Raw genomic sequence first — 18052 nt, 5'->3', positions numbered from 1 at the left:
CAGGAACTCGATTTGGATTTTGAGATTAAACATCTATTCCTATTACTAATACTTGGTATTTGCAGTGGTCAACAAATCCCAAACAATATTTTAAGTTTTTCTTCGGTTACCGCTGGCGTTTGGGCTAGCTCTACAGAATATGATAGTAATGATAAAAAAGTAAGCTACAAAAAATCAGTCCTACCAAATCAACTTGCAAGAACTAAATCCTAGAGCCAAAAAGCTCCTCCAAGCCTAAGGTTAAAAAATATGCCTGAAATATCAATTGAAGACTTTATGATAGCAATCGAACAATTAACAATTCAAAACGCAACAGTTGCCATCGAACAGTTAAATCGTGATGGTATAACGGATGATAGCCACCTCCCTTTCTCACGACCCACTTATAATAACTGCTCAAGTGAGCTATGTACTAAGCTCCAAAACCTTGGAGTGGTTTTTTTACCTAAAATTATCGGAACTTATTTATATACAGCAGGAACAGTATATGCGATATATAACCCCGAAGAGTTTGAAGCAGGTGAAGCAGTTGAGTGGCTAATACAAAAATATGAAACTGAATATCTAATTGATAATTAATCGAAAAACTGAAGCACCACTTTTTTACTAGACATAAAATACGTTATTGATACTCTTTGCAGCAGCTTTATTTTCCGATTTGCTATACTTAACTTATTGATTATTTTTGGAGGCTGTCATGGAAACGCAAACAATATTAACTTTGATTGCTTTTGGTCTTTGGGCGTTAATACTCTTTCTTGCTTGGAAATATGGCAACTGGTACATGAAGAATAAAGACTCAATGAAAGATTAAAGAACGTAATGCCTGGCACCATCAAACTAAAAAGCCATACGAAACGACTTGTTAAAACGCTCGATGCACTCTATGAATTTGGGCCAATTCATTTTGAGCAATGGCCACCGTCAGATTCCTGGTTAATCTGTGAATATGAACGGTGGCCAATGCACTCACTTTAGAGCAAATTTCGTATGGCTTAAAGATCTGCCGAGATCTTGCCGGTCGCAAACGAGTTGCGCCAAATCCGGAAGAGTTTTTAGAACTATGTACCAGGTAAGTGATATGAAAACGATATCGTTTAAAGAATTTGAAAAGGATCTAGCCAGAACACTTGATCAAATGCATGAAAGCCAGGATCCGATTCTGATCACCAGACCGAAAAAGGATCTGATTGTTGTAATGAGTCAGAATTATTACAACTCAATGATGGAAACACTTTACCTAATGCAAAGCCCAAACAACACTAAACGGTTACTAGACTCAATTTCATCATTAAATAACCGTGATTGATAAATTGCACTAGTTCAGACTTGAGCCTAAAACCGTAGGGCATCAGTCAGCATGTCAAAAACATAGCATAATAAAATTATTTGATTTATTACAAAAACCTATTGTTTTTATAAATTTAGTTGTTAGAATCAAAAATGCAAAACGTGTCAACTACGTACTTAGTTGAACTCTTAGCTTGATTCGTCAAGCACCCTTAGCAGATCCTTCGGCTCCATTTGATCTGCAAGTTCTTCGGAACTGGAGTCATGCTCGATAATCAATTTTCACTTCCTTTTCCCTGGAAGCTTTTTCTTATATCAACTTATTTTGAGGATTTCTTACATCCTTAATTCCGTTTGCCTCAACGCTGGTTTTCTCGTTGGAAAAAATGGTGCTGCATCTACCGCGAGGGGATGCGTAACCTTTTTTGACTTGCGACAAAACTTTTGCGTGCCTGTCTCTTTCCAGCGAAAGCGACGCATTTAAAAATCCGGTAGGATTTTTATTTTTGCGGAGCGTAGCGGAAAGAGACAGGCCTACCGGCCCTCAACCAAACCCCTGAATCCAGGCGGTTTAGCTCAACCACATGATTGAATGATTTTGCATGAAATTGCTTCAATCACTGCTCTTAGGGATCTGTTTATTTGCTCCTGGCACACCTGGCTATTTTGCAGAAACAGCTTCAGAACCGCGCACTTCCTCGCATGAAAGCAACAGGCTTTTTTTTGCATGGCACCCCATCAGGAACAGGTTCGATTTCCCATCAACTTATTGCGCTATGGCTGGCGATTAAAACAGTCAAAAAGGTATGGGGCGGCCGCGACCCATTAATTCGCGAGACTTATACACTTAACTTGTTTTTTGGGGAAATACCAATGGGATCTAGGAATTTTGGACTGGGCCATCGAGATATGAAAGAAGCTGGCCGTAGAGCAATTTCAGAAGCTTATGAATCTGGAGAATCTTATAAATCTATTAAGGGGCGGTGGAATCGTTTTGTTGATTATTTAAAAGAAGATCGTGGCATAAAGAAGATGGAAGATATCCGTCGAGATCATATCGAGGATTATGCTAGAAAGTTACGAGATGAAAAAAAAGAACCTTCATACCAAAAAAACTGTGTTTCTGCTATTAACCGGGTTTTAGAAGAAGCCCGTCGTGATAGAGAAATGCATGTGAAGCCATCAGACGTTTGTGATCGACGTTCGACCGTAGCTAAAACAGACAGATCCATTTCTGAAGAAAAACACCAACAACTGATCGAAAAGTCCAATGATCGTACTGCGACCATGATGGAACTCCAGCGTCGATTTGGACTCCGATTTGAAGAATAGTCAAAACTTGATGCCAGATCCGCACTCAATGAAGCTGAAGAAAAAGGAAAAGTAACGATTGAGAGCGGAACCAAAGGCGGTCAAAGACGTGAAATTGAAATACGTAACGATATTCAAATAGAAGTGCTAAGACGAGCCGCAGAAATTCAGCAAAACGCTCGCAGCATGATTCCTGAAGAAAGAACCTACAAATCCTTCAACAAAAGTGAATATCGATCTAAAGATACTGACTTGCGATTTCACGGTGAACGTCACGCATACGCTCAAGAAAGATATCGTGAACTTGTTGGCCACGAAGCCCCTATCAAGATTCAAGATCGTGAAGATGCTTGGATTCCTTACCTATCAAAACAACTCGAAATCAGTCTGCAAGAAGCCCGTGATCTTGATTATCAGGCAAGAATGCAAATCTCACAAGAACTTGGCCATCATCGAGAGGATGTAGTCGCTGCATATCTAGGAGGTAAAGGTTGAACAGAAAATCACCTACTGCACATTTCGATGAAATCGAAATCTTATCCAAACGATACAAATCTCATGGTGGTAAGAAGAATCGAAGGCAGCAAGTTAAAAAAATTCGTCGGGTTTTTGAGTTTGCCAAAGCCAATCATAAAACCCGATCTGTTTATGAATTAGGGAGGAAACAAATCATTGACTTCTACCGCCACAACCGAGATTTAAGCGATAAGACATTATATGCATACTGGCTTGCTCTCAAACAACTTTACCAATTTATGGGGCGTCTAGAAGAGCCGCCTAAACCTCATAAAAAAATAGATTTGCCACCGAAATAATGGAGAAAAAACATGATTGAACTAAATAACACTTTGAACCTCAATCAAGCTGCTGAATTCTTACATTGTAACTCTGAAACAGTTAGAAGATTGGCTCAATCAGGACAAATTCCATGTGGCAAGATTGGAAGAAAATGGGTTTTCATTCAACAAGATCTTGAACAATACATCAGAAATCAATATTCTACCCCTGAGAGTGTTGTGCAAGTTGTTGACAACAATGAGGAATCATTATGTCAATTTACCTTAGAAACAACATCTGGTGGGTTGAATTCACCGCACCAGACGGAACAAGAGTACGACGCTCTTCTGCGACTGAAGACAGACAGCAAGCGCTAGAATTTGAAGCAAAGCTAAAACATGATCTATGGCGAGTCTATCACCTCGGTGAAAAACCTCGCATGACATGGAAAGAAGCCGTAGTTCGATTCATGCGTGAAAAGCAAAATAAAGACTCAACTAATGAAGTGAGTATCTTCAAGTACCTTGATCCTTATTTTGGTCATTTGTATGTCGATGAGATCAGACGAATGCACATTGATGACATCATTCAACAACGTTTGAATGAAGGCGTCAGTAATGCAACCGTCAATCGATTACTTCAGAAGTTAAGAGCTGTACTCAACAAAGCACACAAAGAGTGGGAAGTGAAATGCGACCCACCTTATATAAAACTCTTGAAAGAACCCAAAAAGCGAGTGCGATGGTTGGCAGAACCCGAAGCTCTCAGACTGATTAAGGCGTTACCTTCACATATAGCCGATATGGCAACCCTAGCTCTTGAGACAGGGTTAAGAGAATCGAATATCACCCTCTTACGATGGGATCAAGTAGATTTCTCGCAACGTATCATCTATGTGGAAGGTGACGATATTTTAAAGTCTGAATTGGCTTTTGTTGTGCCGCTATCGGATGTCGCTGTAGATGTGATTAAACGACAAATAGGAAAGCACTCTACACGAGTATTCACCTATAAGGGCAATCCGATTCGGAGAGCCAATACTAAGGCGTTTAAAAACGTTTGCGCTGAATTGGGATTAGAGGACTTTCGTTGGCATGATCTACGCCATACATGGGCGACATGGCATGTTCAACGAGGAACGCCTCTAGAAGTCTTACAAGAGCTTGGTGGTTGGTCAGACTATAAGATGGTCAAACGTTATGCCCACTTTAGTCACCAACATCTAAAACAGTTTGTAAACCGTTCCCCTACTGGACTTGCCACAATTTCCCCCACAATGGCGAAATTTGGGCAATAAAAAAGCCAGACCTCATTCACTCGTAAGTGTTTGATAAACCTGGCTTTCGAATTTGGTAGCGGGGGCTGGATTTGAACCAACGACCTTCGGGTTATGAGCCCGACGAGCTACCAAGCTGCTCCACCCCGCGTCAATTTGTAGTTCGTAACGTTTCCGTTTCGATGGGGCGTATTATAGGGGGTTGAGCTGAGATTACAACCCCTATTTTGTCTTTAATTTGTTTAATTGGCTTTTTTTATGCTTTGCCCTTGCTAAGGTGTTGTTTTAGGCTATATCTATAGATAAAACCTGGAAACGCGAAGATGATAAACAGGAATAGATTGATCGCATAGAACTCCCAATCTTGAGGAGCGACATGCCCCATACTCTTCTTTTCCAATAAATAGGCAAACAGGCCGGTAATACAGAAATAGACAAACCATTCAACCAAATCGACCACTATCGACTTGTGGGGAACCTTGATAAAGATAAACAGACGGTTTGACAGAATAAATGGAATATTCGCCAAGATAACTGCTGTGGCCAACAATAACCATACGGCTTGATTCATATCCATCTTTATAAACTCCTTAAATGTAAAAAAGCCCGCTTAGCACGGGCTTTAAAGTATAACTTGACTGTAGGACTGAATCCTTACTGTACCGTTAAGGTCTGGTAACTTAGATCAATCAACCAGCTTGGCATTAGACCAACTACCAATAGCGCTACGGCGGTCAAGCTTAGCACAACATGACCTTCGAAAGTGGTGGTTTTCAACGCTGCTTCATCAGCAGGCTTGTCGAAATACATCGCCTTGACCACTTTTAGGTAGTAGTAGGCCGAGATAACCGCTGTGACTACCGCCAATACCGCTAACCATGTGAAGCCGGCTTTAACCACTTCTTCAAGCACGATAATCTTCGCCCAGAAACCGATAAACGGAGGAATACCAGCCATAGAGAACATAATGATCAACATCATTAACGCCAACCATGGATTACGAGCATTCAACCCCGCAAAATCGGCGATCTTATCGAATTCCTGACCCTTACGAGATAGCGCAACAATAATACCGAAACCGGCAACACCTGTTACCGCATAAACGATCATATAGAACATTGCTGCAGAATAGCCTTCCGGACTCGCGGCAATCACACCCAATAGCATGAAACCGATATGACCGATACCTGAATAGGCCAGCATACGCTTTAAGTTATCCTGGGCAATGGCAACAATGGCACCGACAATCAATGACAAGACCGAAACCATAATAATCAACTGCTGCCAATCGTGAACAAGCCCTGTCAGGCCTTCTTCAAGAATACGGTAAACCATTGCAAAATAGGCCAACTTAGGCACAGAACCGATAAATAACGTTACCGCAGATGGTGAACCGTGATAAACGTCCGGTACCCACATATGGAAAGGCACGGCACCCATTTTGAATGCCAAACCGATAACCACAAACACCAAACCAAAGGCTAGAACTGTTGCATCCGACTCACCCGCTGCAATCACCTTAGCGATTTCAGGGAAAGTGATTGATCCGGTTGCCCCGTAAATCATCGAGAAACCGTATAGCAGCATACCGGTTGCCAATGCACCCAAGACAAAGTATTTCATTGCCGCTTCTACCGCAAACCCAGAGTCTTTACGCAAAGCAATCATCGCAATAGATGCCAGAGCCAGAATTTCCAGACCAATATACATGGTGATCATATTGTGGGCAGAGATCATCACGAACATACCCAACACACCGAATAGCGCTAGGATGAAGAACTCACCACTGTAGAACTCATGCTGTTTTAGATATTCACGAGAGAACATCAAGACACCGAATGCGGTCAGGATTGTGAACAGCTTCATCACATCGGCAAAACTGTCGCGTACGAAGCTGCCGTTAAAGGTAATCACTTGCTCGGATGAGAAGCTGATTAAGATCAGATAACCCACAACCAACAAGGTTGCTTGAGTGGCTATATAAGTTGCCGCCTGCCAGCGTTTAGACCAGAAAGTATCAGCAACCAAGATAAATGACATCAGTGCCAGCAGCACCATTTCTGGAACGGCTGGGGCGAATGCAGGAATAACAAAATTCATATTAATTTACTCACCTATATCCGTTTAAAGCTTAGACGTTGTTGCTTGAACCAACAGGTTCTCTACCGAAGTATGCATCACTTCGATCAATGGCGATGGGAAGACACCCACTGCAACAACCGCTACCGCTAGAATTGCCATAATGGCGAATTCACGTTTATTTAAATCGGATAACTTTTCAACATTTTCGTTAGTTACCGCACCGAAGAATACGCGCTTAACCATCCATAGCGTATAAGCCGCACCGATGATCAATGTTAGTGCCGCAAGTGTTCCGTACCAGATATTGGCTTTGAATGAGCTGATAATAACCATAAACTCACCCACGAAACCTGAAGTACCCGGAAGACCGACGTTTGCCATGGCAAACAACACCGCAAAGAAAACGAACCAAGGCATCTTATTGACGACACCGCCGTAGGCCGAGATTTCACGAGTATGCATGCGGTCGTAAAGCACACCGATCGCCAAGAACATCGCACCGGAGATGAAACCGTGCGAGATCATCTGGATCATCGCCCCTTCCATACCAATCTGCGCGCCTTGCATAGTACCGGTGTTTTGCATAATGTCATAAACCAGGAACATACCTAAGGTTACAAATCCCATGTGCGAGATAGATGAATAAGCAACCAGCTTTTTCATATCGCTTTGAACCATTGCCACCATACCGATATAAACGATCGCGATCAGTGACAACACAATAACCAACCAATCTAACGTCATCGACGCATCAGGCGTAATCGGCAGTGAAAAACGTACGAAACCGTAACCACCCATTTTCAGCATAATCGCAGCCAGTACCACAGAACCGGCTGTAGGCGCTTCAACGTGCGCATCAGGCAACCAAGTGTGTACCGGGAACATCGGGATTTTTACCGCGAACGCCAATAGGAACGCAATAAAGATCAGAATCTGTGCCGTCATACCGATGTGCATGGTTTGGAAATCCAGGATGCCGAAACTACCTGATTGATAGTACAGGTAGATAAATGAAACCAGCATAAATACCGAACCGAAGAAGGTATACAGGAAGAACTTCATGGTCGCGTAAACACGACGTGGTCCACCCCATTTACCGATTACGATAAACATTGGAATCAATAGCGCTTCCCAGAATACATAGAATAGGATCGAATCGAGTGCAACGAAAACACCGACCATAATCCCGCCCATAATCAGGAAGGCCCCCATGTACTGTTCAACACGCTCTTTAATCACATCCCAAGCAGAGGCGATAACCAACACCTGAGTGAATGTGGTTAACAAAACAAGTGGCATGGAAAGCCCGTCAACACCTAAATGATAGTTGACGTTAAACATAGGAATCCAAGCAAACTTCTCTTCAAATTGCATTGCCGCCGTGGTGGTATCGAAACCAAACCAAAGTGGTAATGAAAGAACAAAAGTGGCAAAGGCGGTACCTAGAGATAACCATTTTGCGCGTAACGGATTATTGCGTCCCGCAAATAGGACCAGTAGACCACCGATAATCGGCAGCCATACCAGCGTACTTAAAATAGGATAGCTTGATAGCATTGAGTCTATTCCCTTCTCTTCTTATTCTTCAATTACCAAATGGTCCACACTAGCATCGCTAGCAAGCCGAATATCATCACAAAGGCATAGTGATACAGATAACCTGACTGCCCTTGCTTTAATGCCGTGGCTGAGTTGGCAACCGCCATAAACAGATTGGTTACCATACCTGTGTCGATCATTTTGATATCGATCTTACGGGTAAAGAACTTACCAAGCTTGTTACCACCTTCGACAAAGACAATCTCATTCAAACGGTCAAACCCGTAAGCGTTGTCCAACATGTAATAACCACGTGGACACATCGCTTTTAGTTTGCCCGGCACATTCGGCAACTTGACATACAGCAGCCAAGCCATAAACACACCAGACAATGCCAACCAAACCGGTAGCGTCATAAACGAATGAACAATCATATCCACTACACCATGGTAGTAGTTGTTGAACAGCGACATCATTACGTCGTTCTCAGGCAAAATGAATACTGCTTGACCGAAGTAAGAACCGTTGAACATGCCTTCCATCATTGGAATCCCCATAACTACTGCAGGGATAGACAATAGAATCAACGGCAAAGTAACCACCCAAGGCGATTCTTTGATGTCGTGAGTACGCACGTATTCACTCTCTTCCCCGTGGAATACCAAGAAGAACATACGGAAGCTATAGAAAGCGGTGACAAAAACACCGGCCATCAATAGCACATAGGCGAACATGGCACCGAAACGATCGGATTCGTTCAATGACAGCAAAATACTGTCTTTCGAGAAGAAACCTGAGAAACCAGGGAAGCCGATTAGCGCCAAGGAACCGATCAACATCGCCGCATAGGTAATCGGCATATACTTACGCATACCACCCATATCGCGGATATCCTGCTTATGGTGCATGGCGATAATCACCGAACCGGCCGCCAAGAACAACAAGGCTTTAAAGAACGCGTGCGTCAATACGTGGAACATACCCGCCGCATAAGCCGATGCCCCCATCGCCGCCGTCATATAACCCAGCTGTGAAAGGGTCGAGTAAGCGACCACACGCTTGATATCGTTCTGGATGAGACCTAAAAGCCCCATCATAAACGCGGTCAAGGCACCCACAATCAAGACAAAACTTAAGGCCGCTTCTGACAGTTCGAACGCAGGTGAAAGACGTGCCACCATAAAGATACCTGCGGTAACCATGGTCGCCGCGTGAATCAAGGCCGAAATCGGTGTCGGACCTTCCATGGATTCCGGAAGCCAAACGTGTAACGGCATCTGCGCCGATTTACCCATCGCACCAATAAATAGCAATACCAACATTACGGTAATCATCGACCATTCCACACCCGGAATGATTTCAATCATCACATCACGTTGTGAACTCAACTGCGCGAAGAACTCTTTATAGTCCATGGTATTGAAGTAAACGAAGACTACCGCGATACCAAGAATGAAACCGAAATCACCAACACGGTTGACCAAAAACGCCTTTAAGTTAGCTTGAATCGCCGACTCACGCTTCATATAAAAACCGATCAATAGGTAAGAAACCAAACCTACCGCTTCCCAACCGAAGAACAGCTGTAGGAAGTTGTTGGCCATAACCAGCGACAACATTGAGAAGGTAAACAGCGAGATATATGAGAAGAATCGCTGATAATAAGGGTTGTCATGACTATAGTCTTCATCATGATCCATATAACCGATGGTATAGATATGAACCATTAACGATACAAAAGTCACTACCAGCATCATGGTCGCCGACAGTTCATCAATCATAAAGCCGATTTCGAACTTAACGCCGTCCGAAACCATCCAGGTATACAGACTGGCGTTATAAGCCGAGGCACCGTTAAGAACGAACTCAACAAATACATAAGCCGACAAGACGGTCGAAATCGCGACACCGGCAATGGTTGAATAGTGTGCACCGGCACGACCCACTTGACGGCCGAATAGACCGGCAATCATAGAGCCGACCAGCGGTGCTAACAAAATAACAGTTAGAATCGTATGCAACATCAACAATTACCCCTTCAAAGATCCAAGATCGTCGACATTGATGCTCTTACGGTTACGGAACACAAGAACAATAATTGCCAGACCAATAGCCGCTTCAGCCGCCGCTACCGTCATAATAAAGAACACGAAAATCTGCCCGTTAACATCATTCAGATAATGCGAGAACGCAACCAGGTTGGTGTTAACCGCCAACAACAGCAATTCGATCGCCATTAATAACACGATGATGTTTTTTCGGTTCAGGAAAATCCCCGCCATACTCAACATAAATAGCACTGCGCCAAAGATTAGGTAATCCGATAATGCAATCACTTGTCATCCTCCTCTTTAGCTTCAATATTTTTTTCGACAACCGCATCCATTTTCACCATACGTAGGCGCTCTGCTTTGGTTGTGCGGTTCTGTTTTGGAACATCCTGGTACAGTACTTCAGTTGTTGGGCGACGGCGTAACGTCAAGGCGATTGCCGCAACAATCCCCAATAACAACAAGACTGCAGCCAAAATAAAGGCATAGGCATGTTCGGTATAAAGCGGGATACCCAAAGCTTCGGTATTACTGAAATTCGCTGGCGCCGCTTCAGGCTGCGCGTAAATTTCCAGACCGAAGTGAGCCGGCCCCAGCACCACATACATAATGATGAAAATGGCGGTAGCCGCCATTACACCTAATGGCAGATGCTTGGTGAAACCTTCCTTTAACACCGCCATATTGATGTCGAGCATCATCACCACGAAAAGGAATAGCACCATCACCGCACCGACGTAAACCAGGATCAATACCAAGCCGAGGAATTCGGCTTGCGCCATAATCCACACGCCAGCAGTGGAGATAAATGTTAATACCAGCCATAAAGCCGCTTTAACCGGGTTTTTGACGGTAATCATCATTAACCCGGAAACAGAGGCAATTACAGCCAGAACATAGAATACAAACTGTTCAAATGTCATGTCGTACTACTTCCTCTTAACGATACTTAGCATCGACTGCACGATCGGCAGCGATTTGCTCTTCGTGCTTATCACCAAAGGCCAATAGATCTTCTTTGGTGCGAATATGAGGACCACGCTCGTGGAATTCATATTCAAATACACGGGTTTCAACAATGGCATCTACCGGACAAGCTTCTTCACAGAAACCGCAATAGATACACTTAAACATATCAATATCGTATTGAGTGGTACGTCGAGTACCGTCTTCACGCTCTTCCGATTCGATGGTAATCGCGTTAGCGGGACAAACCGCCTCACACAATTTACAGGCGATACAACGCTCTTCACCGTTCTCATAGCGGCGCAAAGCGTGGTGACCACGGAAACGAGGTGACAATGGTGTTTTTTCTTCTGGATAACGCACAGTAATCTTGCGTTTAAACAGATACTTCAAGGTAACCGACAGCCCTTTGAAAAGCTCAAGCAGTCCCCAGGTTTTAATTTGATGTTTTATAAATTTACCCATGACAGCCTCTATTAATTAAACCAAGGACCAACGCTGAAATATTGCATGGCACCGACTACGAATACCCAAACAATCGTTAGCGGAATTAGGACCTTCCATCCTAAACGCATCAGCTGGTCATAACGGTAACGTGGGAAAGTAGCACGCAACCATAGGAAAACGAATAGTAATAAAGCAACCTTTAATGCCAACCAGCCCAATTGCGGTACCCAGGCAAACAGGCTTTCCAAGACAGGAATGCCTTCAAACGGTGATAACCAACCACCCAGGAACATAATCGACGCCATAAATGAAATCAAAATCATCATCGCGTATTCGGCCAACATAAAGACACCGAAAGTCATCCCTGAATAGTCAACGTGGAAACCGGCAACGATTTCGGCTTCCCCTTCGATAACATCGAATGGAGTACGGTTGGTTTCCGCCAGACCGGAAATGAAATAAACAAAGAACATCGGCAACAAAGGCAATAGATACCAGTGCCAGATACCGCCCTGCTGAGCCTTAACGATTTCAGTCAGGTTCATGGTACCGGCAATCATCAATACGGTTACCAAGGCGAAGCCCATCGCGATTTCATAAGAAATTTTCTGCGCCGAACCACGCAAAGCCCCCAGGAATGCATACTTCGAGTTAGAAGCCCAACCGGCGACCACTGTTCCGTATACCAGGATTGATGATACCGCCAAGACATAAAGAATACCGGCGTTGATATCGGCAACCACCACACCGTCAGAGAACGGAATAACCGCCCAAACGGCAAGTGCCGGCGCAATAGCCAGAATCGGCGCGATAATAAACAGGAACTTATTCGACTGCGCCGGGAAGATAACCTCTTTAGTCATCAGCTTCAACGCATCGGCAATAGGCTGTAATAAGCCTATCGGACCCACACGGTTCGGCCCCATACGTACCTGCATATACCCGATTACCTTACGCTCAGCGTAAGTCAGCCAAGCCACTACCAGCATAATTGGCAAAATAACGACCACTGCCTGAATCACTAAGGTGATCAGAATGGCAAGCCAATCATAGAGAAAGGTCGATAAAAAAGCTGTTAAAGCATCAAACATCACTATTTCCCTCTAACCATAGTGGCAACATCAGCATCCGGTGTCGCTTGCAAAGATGGTGCTCGACGCACAATCGGATCCACCGCATAAGGTGAAAGCAGTGCCGTCTGGCCATCATTATTTTTATTCGGCATAGCACAATCGTTCATAGCAACAGCCTGTAGATTCAAGCTGTTATCCAGTACTTCAGCCAGTACCTGATTGCTGTGAGCCTGATCGAAACCGTCGATATCAAACATATTGCCCATTACACGCAATACCTTCCATGCCGCTTTGGCCTCACCTTTTGGCTCAACCGCCATTTTGAACGACTGCTTAACACCATTGGCATTTACAAAAGTACCCGCTGTTTCAGCGTAAGTAGCAATTGGTAGCAATACATCGGCATAATCACGCTGAGTCTCACTATCAAAAGCGGTCATATTGATAACAAACTGTGCGGCTTGCATCGCATTTAATGCGGCATCACCATTGGCACAATCCATTTCCGGTTCAATATTCAGATTGATATAAGCTTGCATACCGTCATTAATCATCTGTGCAGAGTTCTTACCGTTACTTGGTAGGAAGTTAACCAGATGCGCACCGACTTCATTTGCCGCCATCGGCAATAGGCTGTAACTTGAATCGGTCAATTCGGCGATCAACTTAGCTAGGCGCTGAATCGTTGCAAAGTCAGCATGCAACTGGCTGATCTGACCAACCATTACCGCCGCTTTATCGGCATCAATCAAAGCTTGAGCAAACGCAGTCTGCGCTTCAGTCGGGGTAATGTCTTTTAGCCAAGCTTGATCATCACGACCGGTCAATTGACCGGCTGCACGGGCGATACCCGCAAGCTCGAAAACCATGCCGTTGCTGCTGTCGGCTTGCTTAATTGCATAGTTGAAAGGCAATTCCTGAGTGTTCACGGCAAAGGCCTTGGCACCAGCCATAACCGCTTTACGGATACGGTGGTTCAATAAAGGTAATTCTTTACGTGCATAAGACCCCACCAGCATGATTGCATTTAGCTTTTCAACTTCAGGCAGGCTATGGGCAAGATTCGGTGTTGCAAAACCGTCTTTATCGGCAGAGAAATCGATCTGGCGATGACGTGTATCCAAGTTTTCGATACCTAGACCACGTGCCAGTTTTTGCAATAGCTGAAGTTCTTCTACGGTTGAGTTTGCCGAAGCCAGCACACCGATATCTTTGGATTCAGCCAATACGTTCTGCAAACCTTCAACGGCAAATGCTAGAGCCGTTTCCCAATCGGTTACCTGCCACTCGCCCTTGATCTTGATCATCGGCTGAGTCAGACGCTCTTCACTATTGATGCCCTCATAACCAAAACGGTCACGGTCAGATAACCAAACTTCGTTGATTTCTTCATTCTCGCGAGGTACGACACGTTTCACGTCGTTACCTTTAGAGTGGATAATCACGTGAGACCCGATACTGTCGTGCGCGGCAATCGCATTATGTGCTTTCAGTTCCCAAGCACGCGCCGTATAACGGTATGGCTTCGATGTCAAAGCACCAACTGGACACAAATCAATCATATTACCGGACATTTCCGAGCTGATCGATTTCTCGATATAAGTACCGATTTCCATCCATTCGCTTCGACCAGTCGCACCCAGCTCCATCATTCCGGCCACTTCCTGGCCGAAACGTACACAACGAGTACAGTGGATACAGCGAGTCATATCGGTTTTAATCAATGAACCGGCGTTACGGTCACTGACCACACGTTTAGCTTCCGCATAACGTGACACGTCATCACCGTAATCCATAGAAACGTCTTGCAGTTCACACTCACCACCCTGGTCACAAATCGGGCAATCCAGCGGGTGATTAATCAATAGGAACTCCATAACGGATTTTTGTGCCGCAATCGCCTTTGCCGATTTCGTAAAGACTTTCATCCCATCAGTAACAGGTGTAGCACAAGCAGGCAGTGGCTTCCAAGCACCTTCTACTTCCACGAGACACATACGGCAGTTAGCCGCAATTGATAACTTCTTGTGGTAACAAAAACGGGGAATGGCAATTTGTGCGTCATCGGCTACATCGATAAGCATATCGCCTTCGTGTGCTTCGATAACCTGACCGTTTATTTCAACTTTTACCATAATTCTTTAACCTAAGGTTTAACTTATTTATTCGTATTTCGATGCTCAGCCAATCAATTATTGGCGATCGAAAATACTGCAGCCATGTTCAATATAGTGCTGGAATTCATGTTCATAATGTTCCAACGCACTGGTTAACGCGATTGTCGCTGCATCACCCAAACCACAGATAACATTACCCATGATTTTGCCGGATACATCTTTCAGAGCGGCGATGTCTTCTGGACGACCTTTCCCTTCAACAATTCGAGTCAAGACACGGTATAGCCAACCCGTTCCTTCACGACAAGGAGTACATTGACCACATGACTCATCCCAATAGAAATGGCTCAGGTTCTGCATAACCTTAACGATGTCGGTCTGATCATCCATAATGATGACCGAACCGGCACCCAGAAAAGAACCTGCCTTGGCGATTGAGTCATAGTCCATATTCATTTCGAGCGCTTTTTCAGCCGGGATAATGGCTGTCGAAGCACCTCCAGGAATGACCGCTTTGAATTGGCGACCTTTCCAGATCCCACCGGCTAATTCCAGCAGGTCTTTAAATGGGGTTCCCATTCGAACCTCAAAGTTACCCGGCGCATTAACATGGCCGGATACAGAGTAAAGCTTTGTTCCACCGGCGTTTTCCACACCTAGATCGTTGAACCACTTACCGCCTTTAGCCAAAATCATCGGAATAGAGGCCAAGGTTTCAGTATTATTGATAGTGGTCGGCTTGCCATACAAACCGAAACTCGCCGGGAATGGCGGTTTGAAACGAGGCTGACCTTTCTTACCTTCGATCGACTCGATCAAAGCGGTCTCTTCACCACAGATATAAGCACCGGCACCCAAGTGAGTGAACAGGTCGAAATCCCAACCCGAACCCAAGATATTGTCACCTAAAAAGCCTGCTTCACGAGCTTGTTTAATTGCGTTATTGAAACGCTGATAAGGCTCCCAGAACTCACCACGGATATAGTTATAACCGCGGCTGGCACCGATAACATAAGCGGCAATCGCCATACCTTCAACCAACGCATGCGGATTGTAACGCATGATATCGCGGTCTTTGAAAGTTCCCGGCTCACCTTCATCGGAGTTACAGACAATGTATTTTTGCCCCGGTGCATTACGGTTCATAAAGCTCCATTTCAAACCGGTTGGGAAGCCTGCGCCCCCACGGCCACGAATATTGGAAGCCTTTACTTCTTCGATAATCTCGTTTGGTTCCAACTCACCTGCGACTACTTTTTTCCATACTTCATAACCGCCGTTAGCGACATAAGTATCCAAGTCCCAAGAGTTTTCAAGGTGATTTAAACGAAAGCAATTTTCATTTTGAACAACCATTATTTACTCCACTCTTCTAGCAGGTCAGTGATATTTTCCGGTGTTAGATTCTCGTGATAGACCTTACCAACTTGCATCATTGGAGCACCACCACAAGCCCCCAAACACTCAACCATTTTCACGCTGAAACGTCCGTCTTCAGTCATTTCACCTGGCTTGATACCGATCTTTTTCTCGATAGCCGCCAAAATTTCATCTCTACCGCGCAACATACAGGAGATACTGTTACAGACACATAATTTGATTTCACCAACAGGCTCATGCTCGTAGTTTCCGTAGAAGGTCGCTACTTCATATACTTCCATTGGTGTGATTTCCAGGTATTCAGCAATCTGATCCATCAGGTCAGTGGTTAAGTAACCGTGATGGCACTCTTGCACGATGCGCAGGGCCGGCATGGTTGCTGATTTTTTCTGGTCTGCAGGATAGTTGGCGATCCATTTATCAATACGAGCCTTAACCTCGCCTTGGATAAAGTTGGCCGTGTTAGTCACTGTTGAACTCATCGGTCGATTTCTCCAAATACGATATCTTGAGTACCGATAATCGATACCACATCGGCAATCATATGCCCTTTAACCATCTCATCTAATGAGGCAAGATGCGGGAACCCTGGGGCACGCACTTTCATACGGTAAGGCTTGTTGGCACCGTCTGACACCATATAGATACCAAACTCCCCTTTCGGGTGCTCAACCGCAGAATAGACTTCACTTTCAGGCACTACATAACCTTCGGTATAAAGTTTGAAGTGGTGAATCAAGGCTTCCATATTCGATTTTGCTGTTTCACGTGTCGGTGGCGCCACCTTATGGTCACTTGACATTACCGCGCCTGGATTGGCTTTTAACCAATCGACACACTGCTTGATAATGCGGTTTGACTCTCGCATCTCGGCAACACGTACAAGGTAACGGTCATAGCAATCACCGGTCTTACCGACAGGAATATCAAACTCCATCTTGTCATAGACTTCGTATGGCTGCTTTTTACGTAAATCCCATTCGATACCCGAACCACGTAGCATCGGACCGGTAAAACCAAGCTGCAATGCGCGCTCAGGTGAAACAATACCGATATCAACAGTACGCTGTTTCCAGATACGGTTGTCGGTCAATAGGGTTTCGTACTCGTCGATATAACCTGGGAAACGCTCGGTAAAGGCTTCGATAAAATCAAGCAATGAACCTTCACGGGTTTCGTTCAACTCATCCAGTTTCTTACCGTTAGTCCATTTCGATTTTTCGTATTTCGCCATGGTATCAGGTAGATCACGGTAAACCCCACCCGGACGGTAATAAGTCGCGTGCATACGCGCCCCGGAAACCGCTTCATAACAATCCATCAGGTCTTCACGTTCACGGAACGCGTAGAGGAATACGGTCATGGCACCGATATCCAGTGCGTGAGCACCCAACCACATCAAATGGTTCAGTACACGTGTAATTTCATCGAACATAACGCGGATGTACTGGGCGCGCTCGGGGACTTCAACACCAAGCATCTTTTCAATCGCCATCACATAAGCGTGTTCGTTAGACATCATCGAAACATAGTCCAAACGGTCCATGTAACCGATAGACTGGTTGTAAGGTTTGAATTCGGCTAGCTTTTCTGTACCACGGTGCAAAAGACCGATATGCGGATCGGAACGGACAACTGTCTCACCGTCCAATTCCAGAACCAAACGCAGAACCCCGTGCGCCGACGGGTGCTGAGGACCGAAGTTAAGTGTATAGTTACGAATTTCAGGCATTTTTGATTCCT

20 protein-coding genes and 1 tRNA gene are annotated in these 18052 nt (G+C 44.7%); 8 read left to right on the top strand and 13 right to left on the bottom strand.

Going from position 1 to position 18052, the window contains the following annotated elements:
- The first annotated feature begins 12 nt into the window (after nt 1-12).
- The 8 genes from FE785_RS03580 to FE785_RS03545 all read left to right on the top strand — a co-directional run bounded on the left by FE785_RS03580 (nt 13) and on the right by FE785_RS03545 (nt 4675).
- Nucleotides 13-213, top strand: coding sequence for a hypothetical protein (locus FE785_RS03580; RefSeq protein WP_138564459.1), 201 nt, complete (start codon nt 13-15; stop codon nt 211-213).
- 36 nt (nt 214-249) lie between these two features.
- A complete protein-coding gene (locus tag FE785_RS03575; protein WP_138564458.1) occupies nt 250-579 on the top strand; it encodes a hypothetical protein in 330 nt (109 codons plus the stop codon).
- A gap of 502 nt (nt 580-1081) precedes the next feature.
- On the top strand, nt 1082-1309 hold the full coding sequence (locus FE785_RS10805; RefSeq protein ID WP_168188902.1) for a type II toxin-antitoxin system Phd/YefM family antitoxin: 228 nt from the start codon (nt 1082-1084) through the stop codon (nt 1307-1309).
- Nucleotides 1310-1932: 623 nt separating this feature from the next.
- Nucleotides 1933-2622 (top strand): site-specific integrase, encoded by a 690-nt coding sequence (locus tag FE785_RS10975; RefSeq protein WP_138564456.1) that lies wholly within the window; start codon nt 1933-1935, stop codon nt 2620-2622.
- 165 nt (nt 2623-2787) lie between these two features.
- On the top strand, nt 2788-3096 hold the full coding sequence (locus FE785_RS10970; protein WP_338065100.1) for a hypothetical protein: 309 nt from the start codon (nt 2788-2790) through the stop codon (nt 3094-3096).
- Entirely contained in the window at nt 3093-3416 is a 324-nt protein-coding gene (locus tag FE785_RS03555) for a hypothetical protein (RefSeq protein WP_138564454.1), read from the top strand. The genes FE785_RS10970 and FE785_RS03555 overlap by 4 nt, the downstream gene beginning before the upstream one ends.
- A gap of 12 nt (nt 3417-3428) precedes the next feature.
- Nucleotides 3429-3755 (top strand): helix-turn-helix domain-containing protein, encoded by a 327-nt coding sequence (locus tag FE785_RS03550; protein WP_138564453.1) that lies wholly within the window; start codon nt 3429-3431, stop codon nt 3753-3755.
- Between the two features lie 62 nt (nt 3756-3817).
- Nucleotides 3818-4675, top strand: coding sequence for a tyrosine-type recombinase/integrase (locus FE785_RS03545; protein WP_238696351.1), 858 nt, complete (start codon nt 3818-3820; stop codon nt 4673-4675).
- 53 nt (nt 4676-4728) lie between these two features.
- On the opposite strand, the gene FE785_RS03540 is transcribed toward FE785_RS03545, so the two are convergent.
- The 13 genes from FE785_RS03540 to FE785_RS03480 form a co-directional block, all read right to left on the bottom strand.
- Nucleotides 4729-4805, bottom strand: a tRNA-Met gene (locus tag FE785_RS03540).
- A gap of 105 nt (nt 4806-4910) precedes the next feature.
- The gene (locus FE785_RS03535) at nt 4911-5231 is read right to left on the bottom strand and encodes a DUF2818 family protein (RefSeq protein ID WP_138564451.1); all 321 of its coding nucleotides are present in this window, start codon (nt 5229-5231) and stop codon (nt 4911-4913) included.
- 77 nt (nt 5232-5308) lie between these two features.
- Nucleotides 5309-6754: an NADH-quinone oxidoreductase subunit NuoN gene (gene nuoN, locus FE785_RS03530; protein ID WP_138564450.1), complete on the bottom strand. Its 1446-nt coding sequence runs from the start codon at nt 6752-6754 to the stop codon at nt 5309-5311.
- Between the two features lie 24 nt (nt 6755-6778).
- On the bottom strand, nt 6779-8293 hold the full coding sequence (locus FE785_RS03525) for an NADH-quinone oxidoreductase subunit M (protein WP_138564449.1): 1515 nt from the start codon (nt 8291-8293) through the stop codon (nt 6779-6781).
- 32 nt (nt 8294-8325) lie between these two features.
- Nucleotides 8326-10299, bottom strand: coding sequence for an NADH-quinone oxidoreductase subunit L (gene nuoL / locus FE785_RS03520; RefSeq protein WP_138564448.1), 1974 nt, complete (start codon nt 10297-10299; stop codon nt 8326-8328).
- A 6-nt stretch (nt 10300-10305) separates the two neighbouring features.
- Nucleotides 10306-10611 (bottom strand): NADH-quinone oxidoreductase subunit NuoK, encoded by a 306-nt coding sequence (gene nuoK / locus FE785_RS03515; protein ID WP_138564447.1) that lies wholly within the window; start codon nt 10609-10611, stop codon nt 10306-10308.
- Nucleotides 10608-11249: an NADH-quinone oxidoreductase subunit J gene (locus tag FE785_RS03510; RefSeq protein WP_138564446.1), complete on the bottom strand. Its 642-nt coding sequence runs from the start codon at nt 11247-11249 to the stop codon at nt 10608-10610. Before FE785_RS03510 ends, nuoK begins: the two co-directional genes overlap by 4 nt.
- Before the next feature lie 16 nt (nt 11250-11265).
- Entirely contained in the window at nt 11266-11757 is a 492-nt protein-coding gene (gene nuoI / locus FE785_RS03505; RefSeq protein WP_138564445.1) for an NADH-quinone oxidoreductase subunit NuoI, read from the bottom strand.
- An 11-nt stretch (nt 11758-11768) separates the two neighbouring features.
- The gene (nuoH, locus tag FE785_RS03500) at nt 11769-12830 is read right to left on the bottom strand and encodes an NADH-quinone oxidoreductase subunit NuoH (protein WP_138564444.1); all 1062 of its coding nucleotides are present in this window, start codon (nt 12828-12830) and stop codon (nt 11769-11771) included.
- 2 nt (nt 12831-12832) lie between these two features.
- Entirely contained in the window at nt 12833-14947 is a 2115-nt protein-coding gene (gene nuoG / locus FE785_RS03495) for an NADH-quinone oxidoreductase subunit NuoG (RefSeq protein WP_138564443.1), read from the bottom strand.
- A 57-nt stretch (nt 14948-15004) separates the two neighbouring features.
- Nucleotides 15005-16285 carry an NADH-quinone oxidoreductase subunit NuoF gene (nuoF, locus tag FE785_RS03490; protein WP_138564442.1) on the bottom strand — a complete coding sequence of 427 codons (1281 nt, stop codon included), beginning with the start codon at nt 16283-16285 and terminating at the stop codon, nt 15005-15007.
- Nucleotides 16285-16791, bottom strand: coding sequence for an NADH-quinone oxidoreductase subunit NuoE family protein (locus tag FE785_RS03485; RefSeq protein ID WP_138564441.1), 507 nt, complete (start codon nt 16789-16791; stop codon nt 16285-16287). The genes nuoF and FE785_RS03485 overlap by 1 nt, the downstream gene beginning before the upstream one ends.
- The gene (locus tag FE785_RS03480) at nt 16788-18041 is read right to left on the bottom strand and encodes an NADH-quinone oxidoreductase subunit D (protein WP_138564440.1); all 1254 of its coding nucleotides are present in this window, start codon (nt 18039-18041) and stop codon (nt 16788-16790) included. The genes FE785_RS03485 and FE785_RS03480 overlap by 4 nt, the downstream gene beginning before the upstream one ends.
- Nucleotides 18042-18052: the final 11 nt, after the last annotated feature.

Origin of the sequence: Thiomicrorhabdus sediminis, assembly GCF_005885815.1 — a bacterium.
Lineage (GTDB): Bacteria > Pseudomonadota > Gammaproteobacteria > Thiomicrospirales > Thiomicrospiraceae > Thiomicrorhabdus > Thiomicrorhabdus sediminis.
Note: the sequence above shows the minus strand (reverse complement) of the source record. Positions and strands in the feature narration are given on the sequence as shown.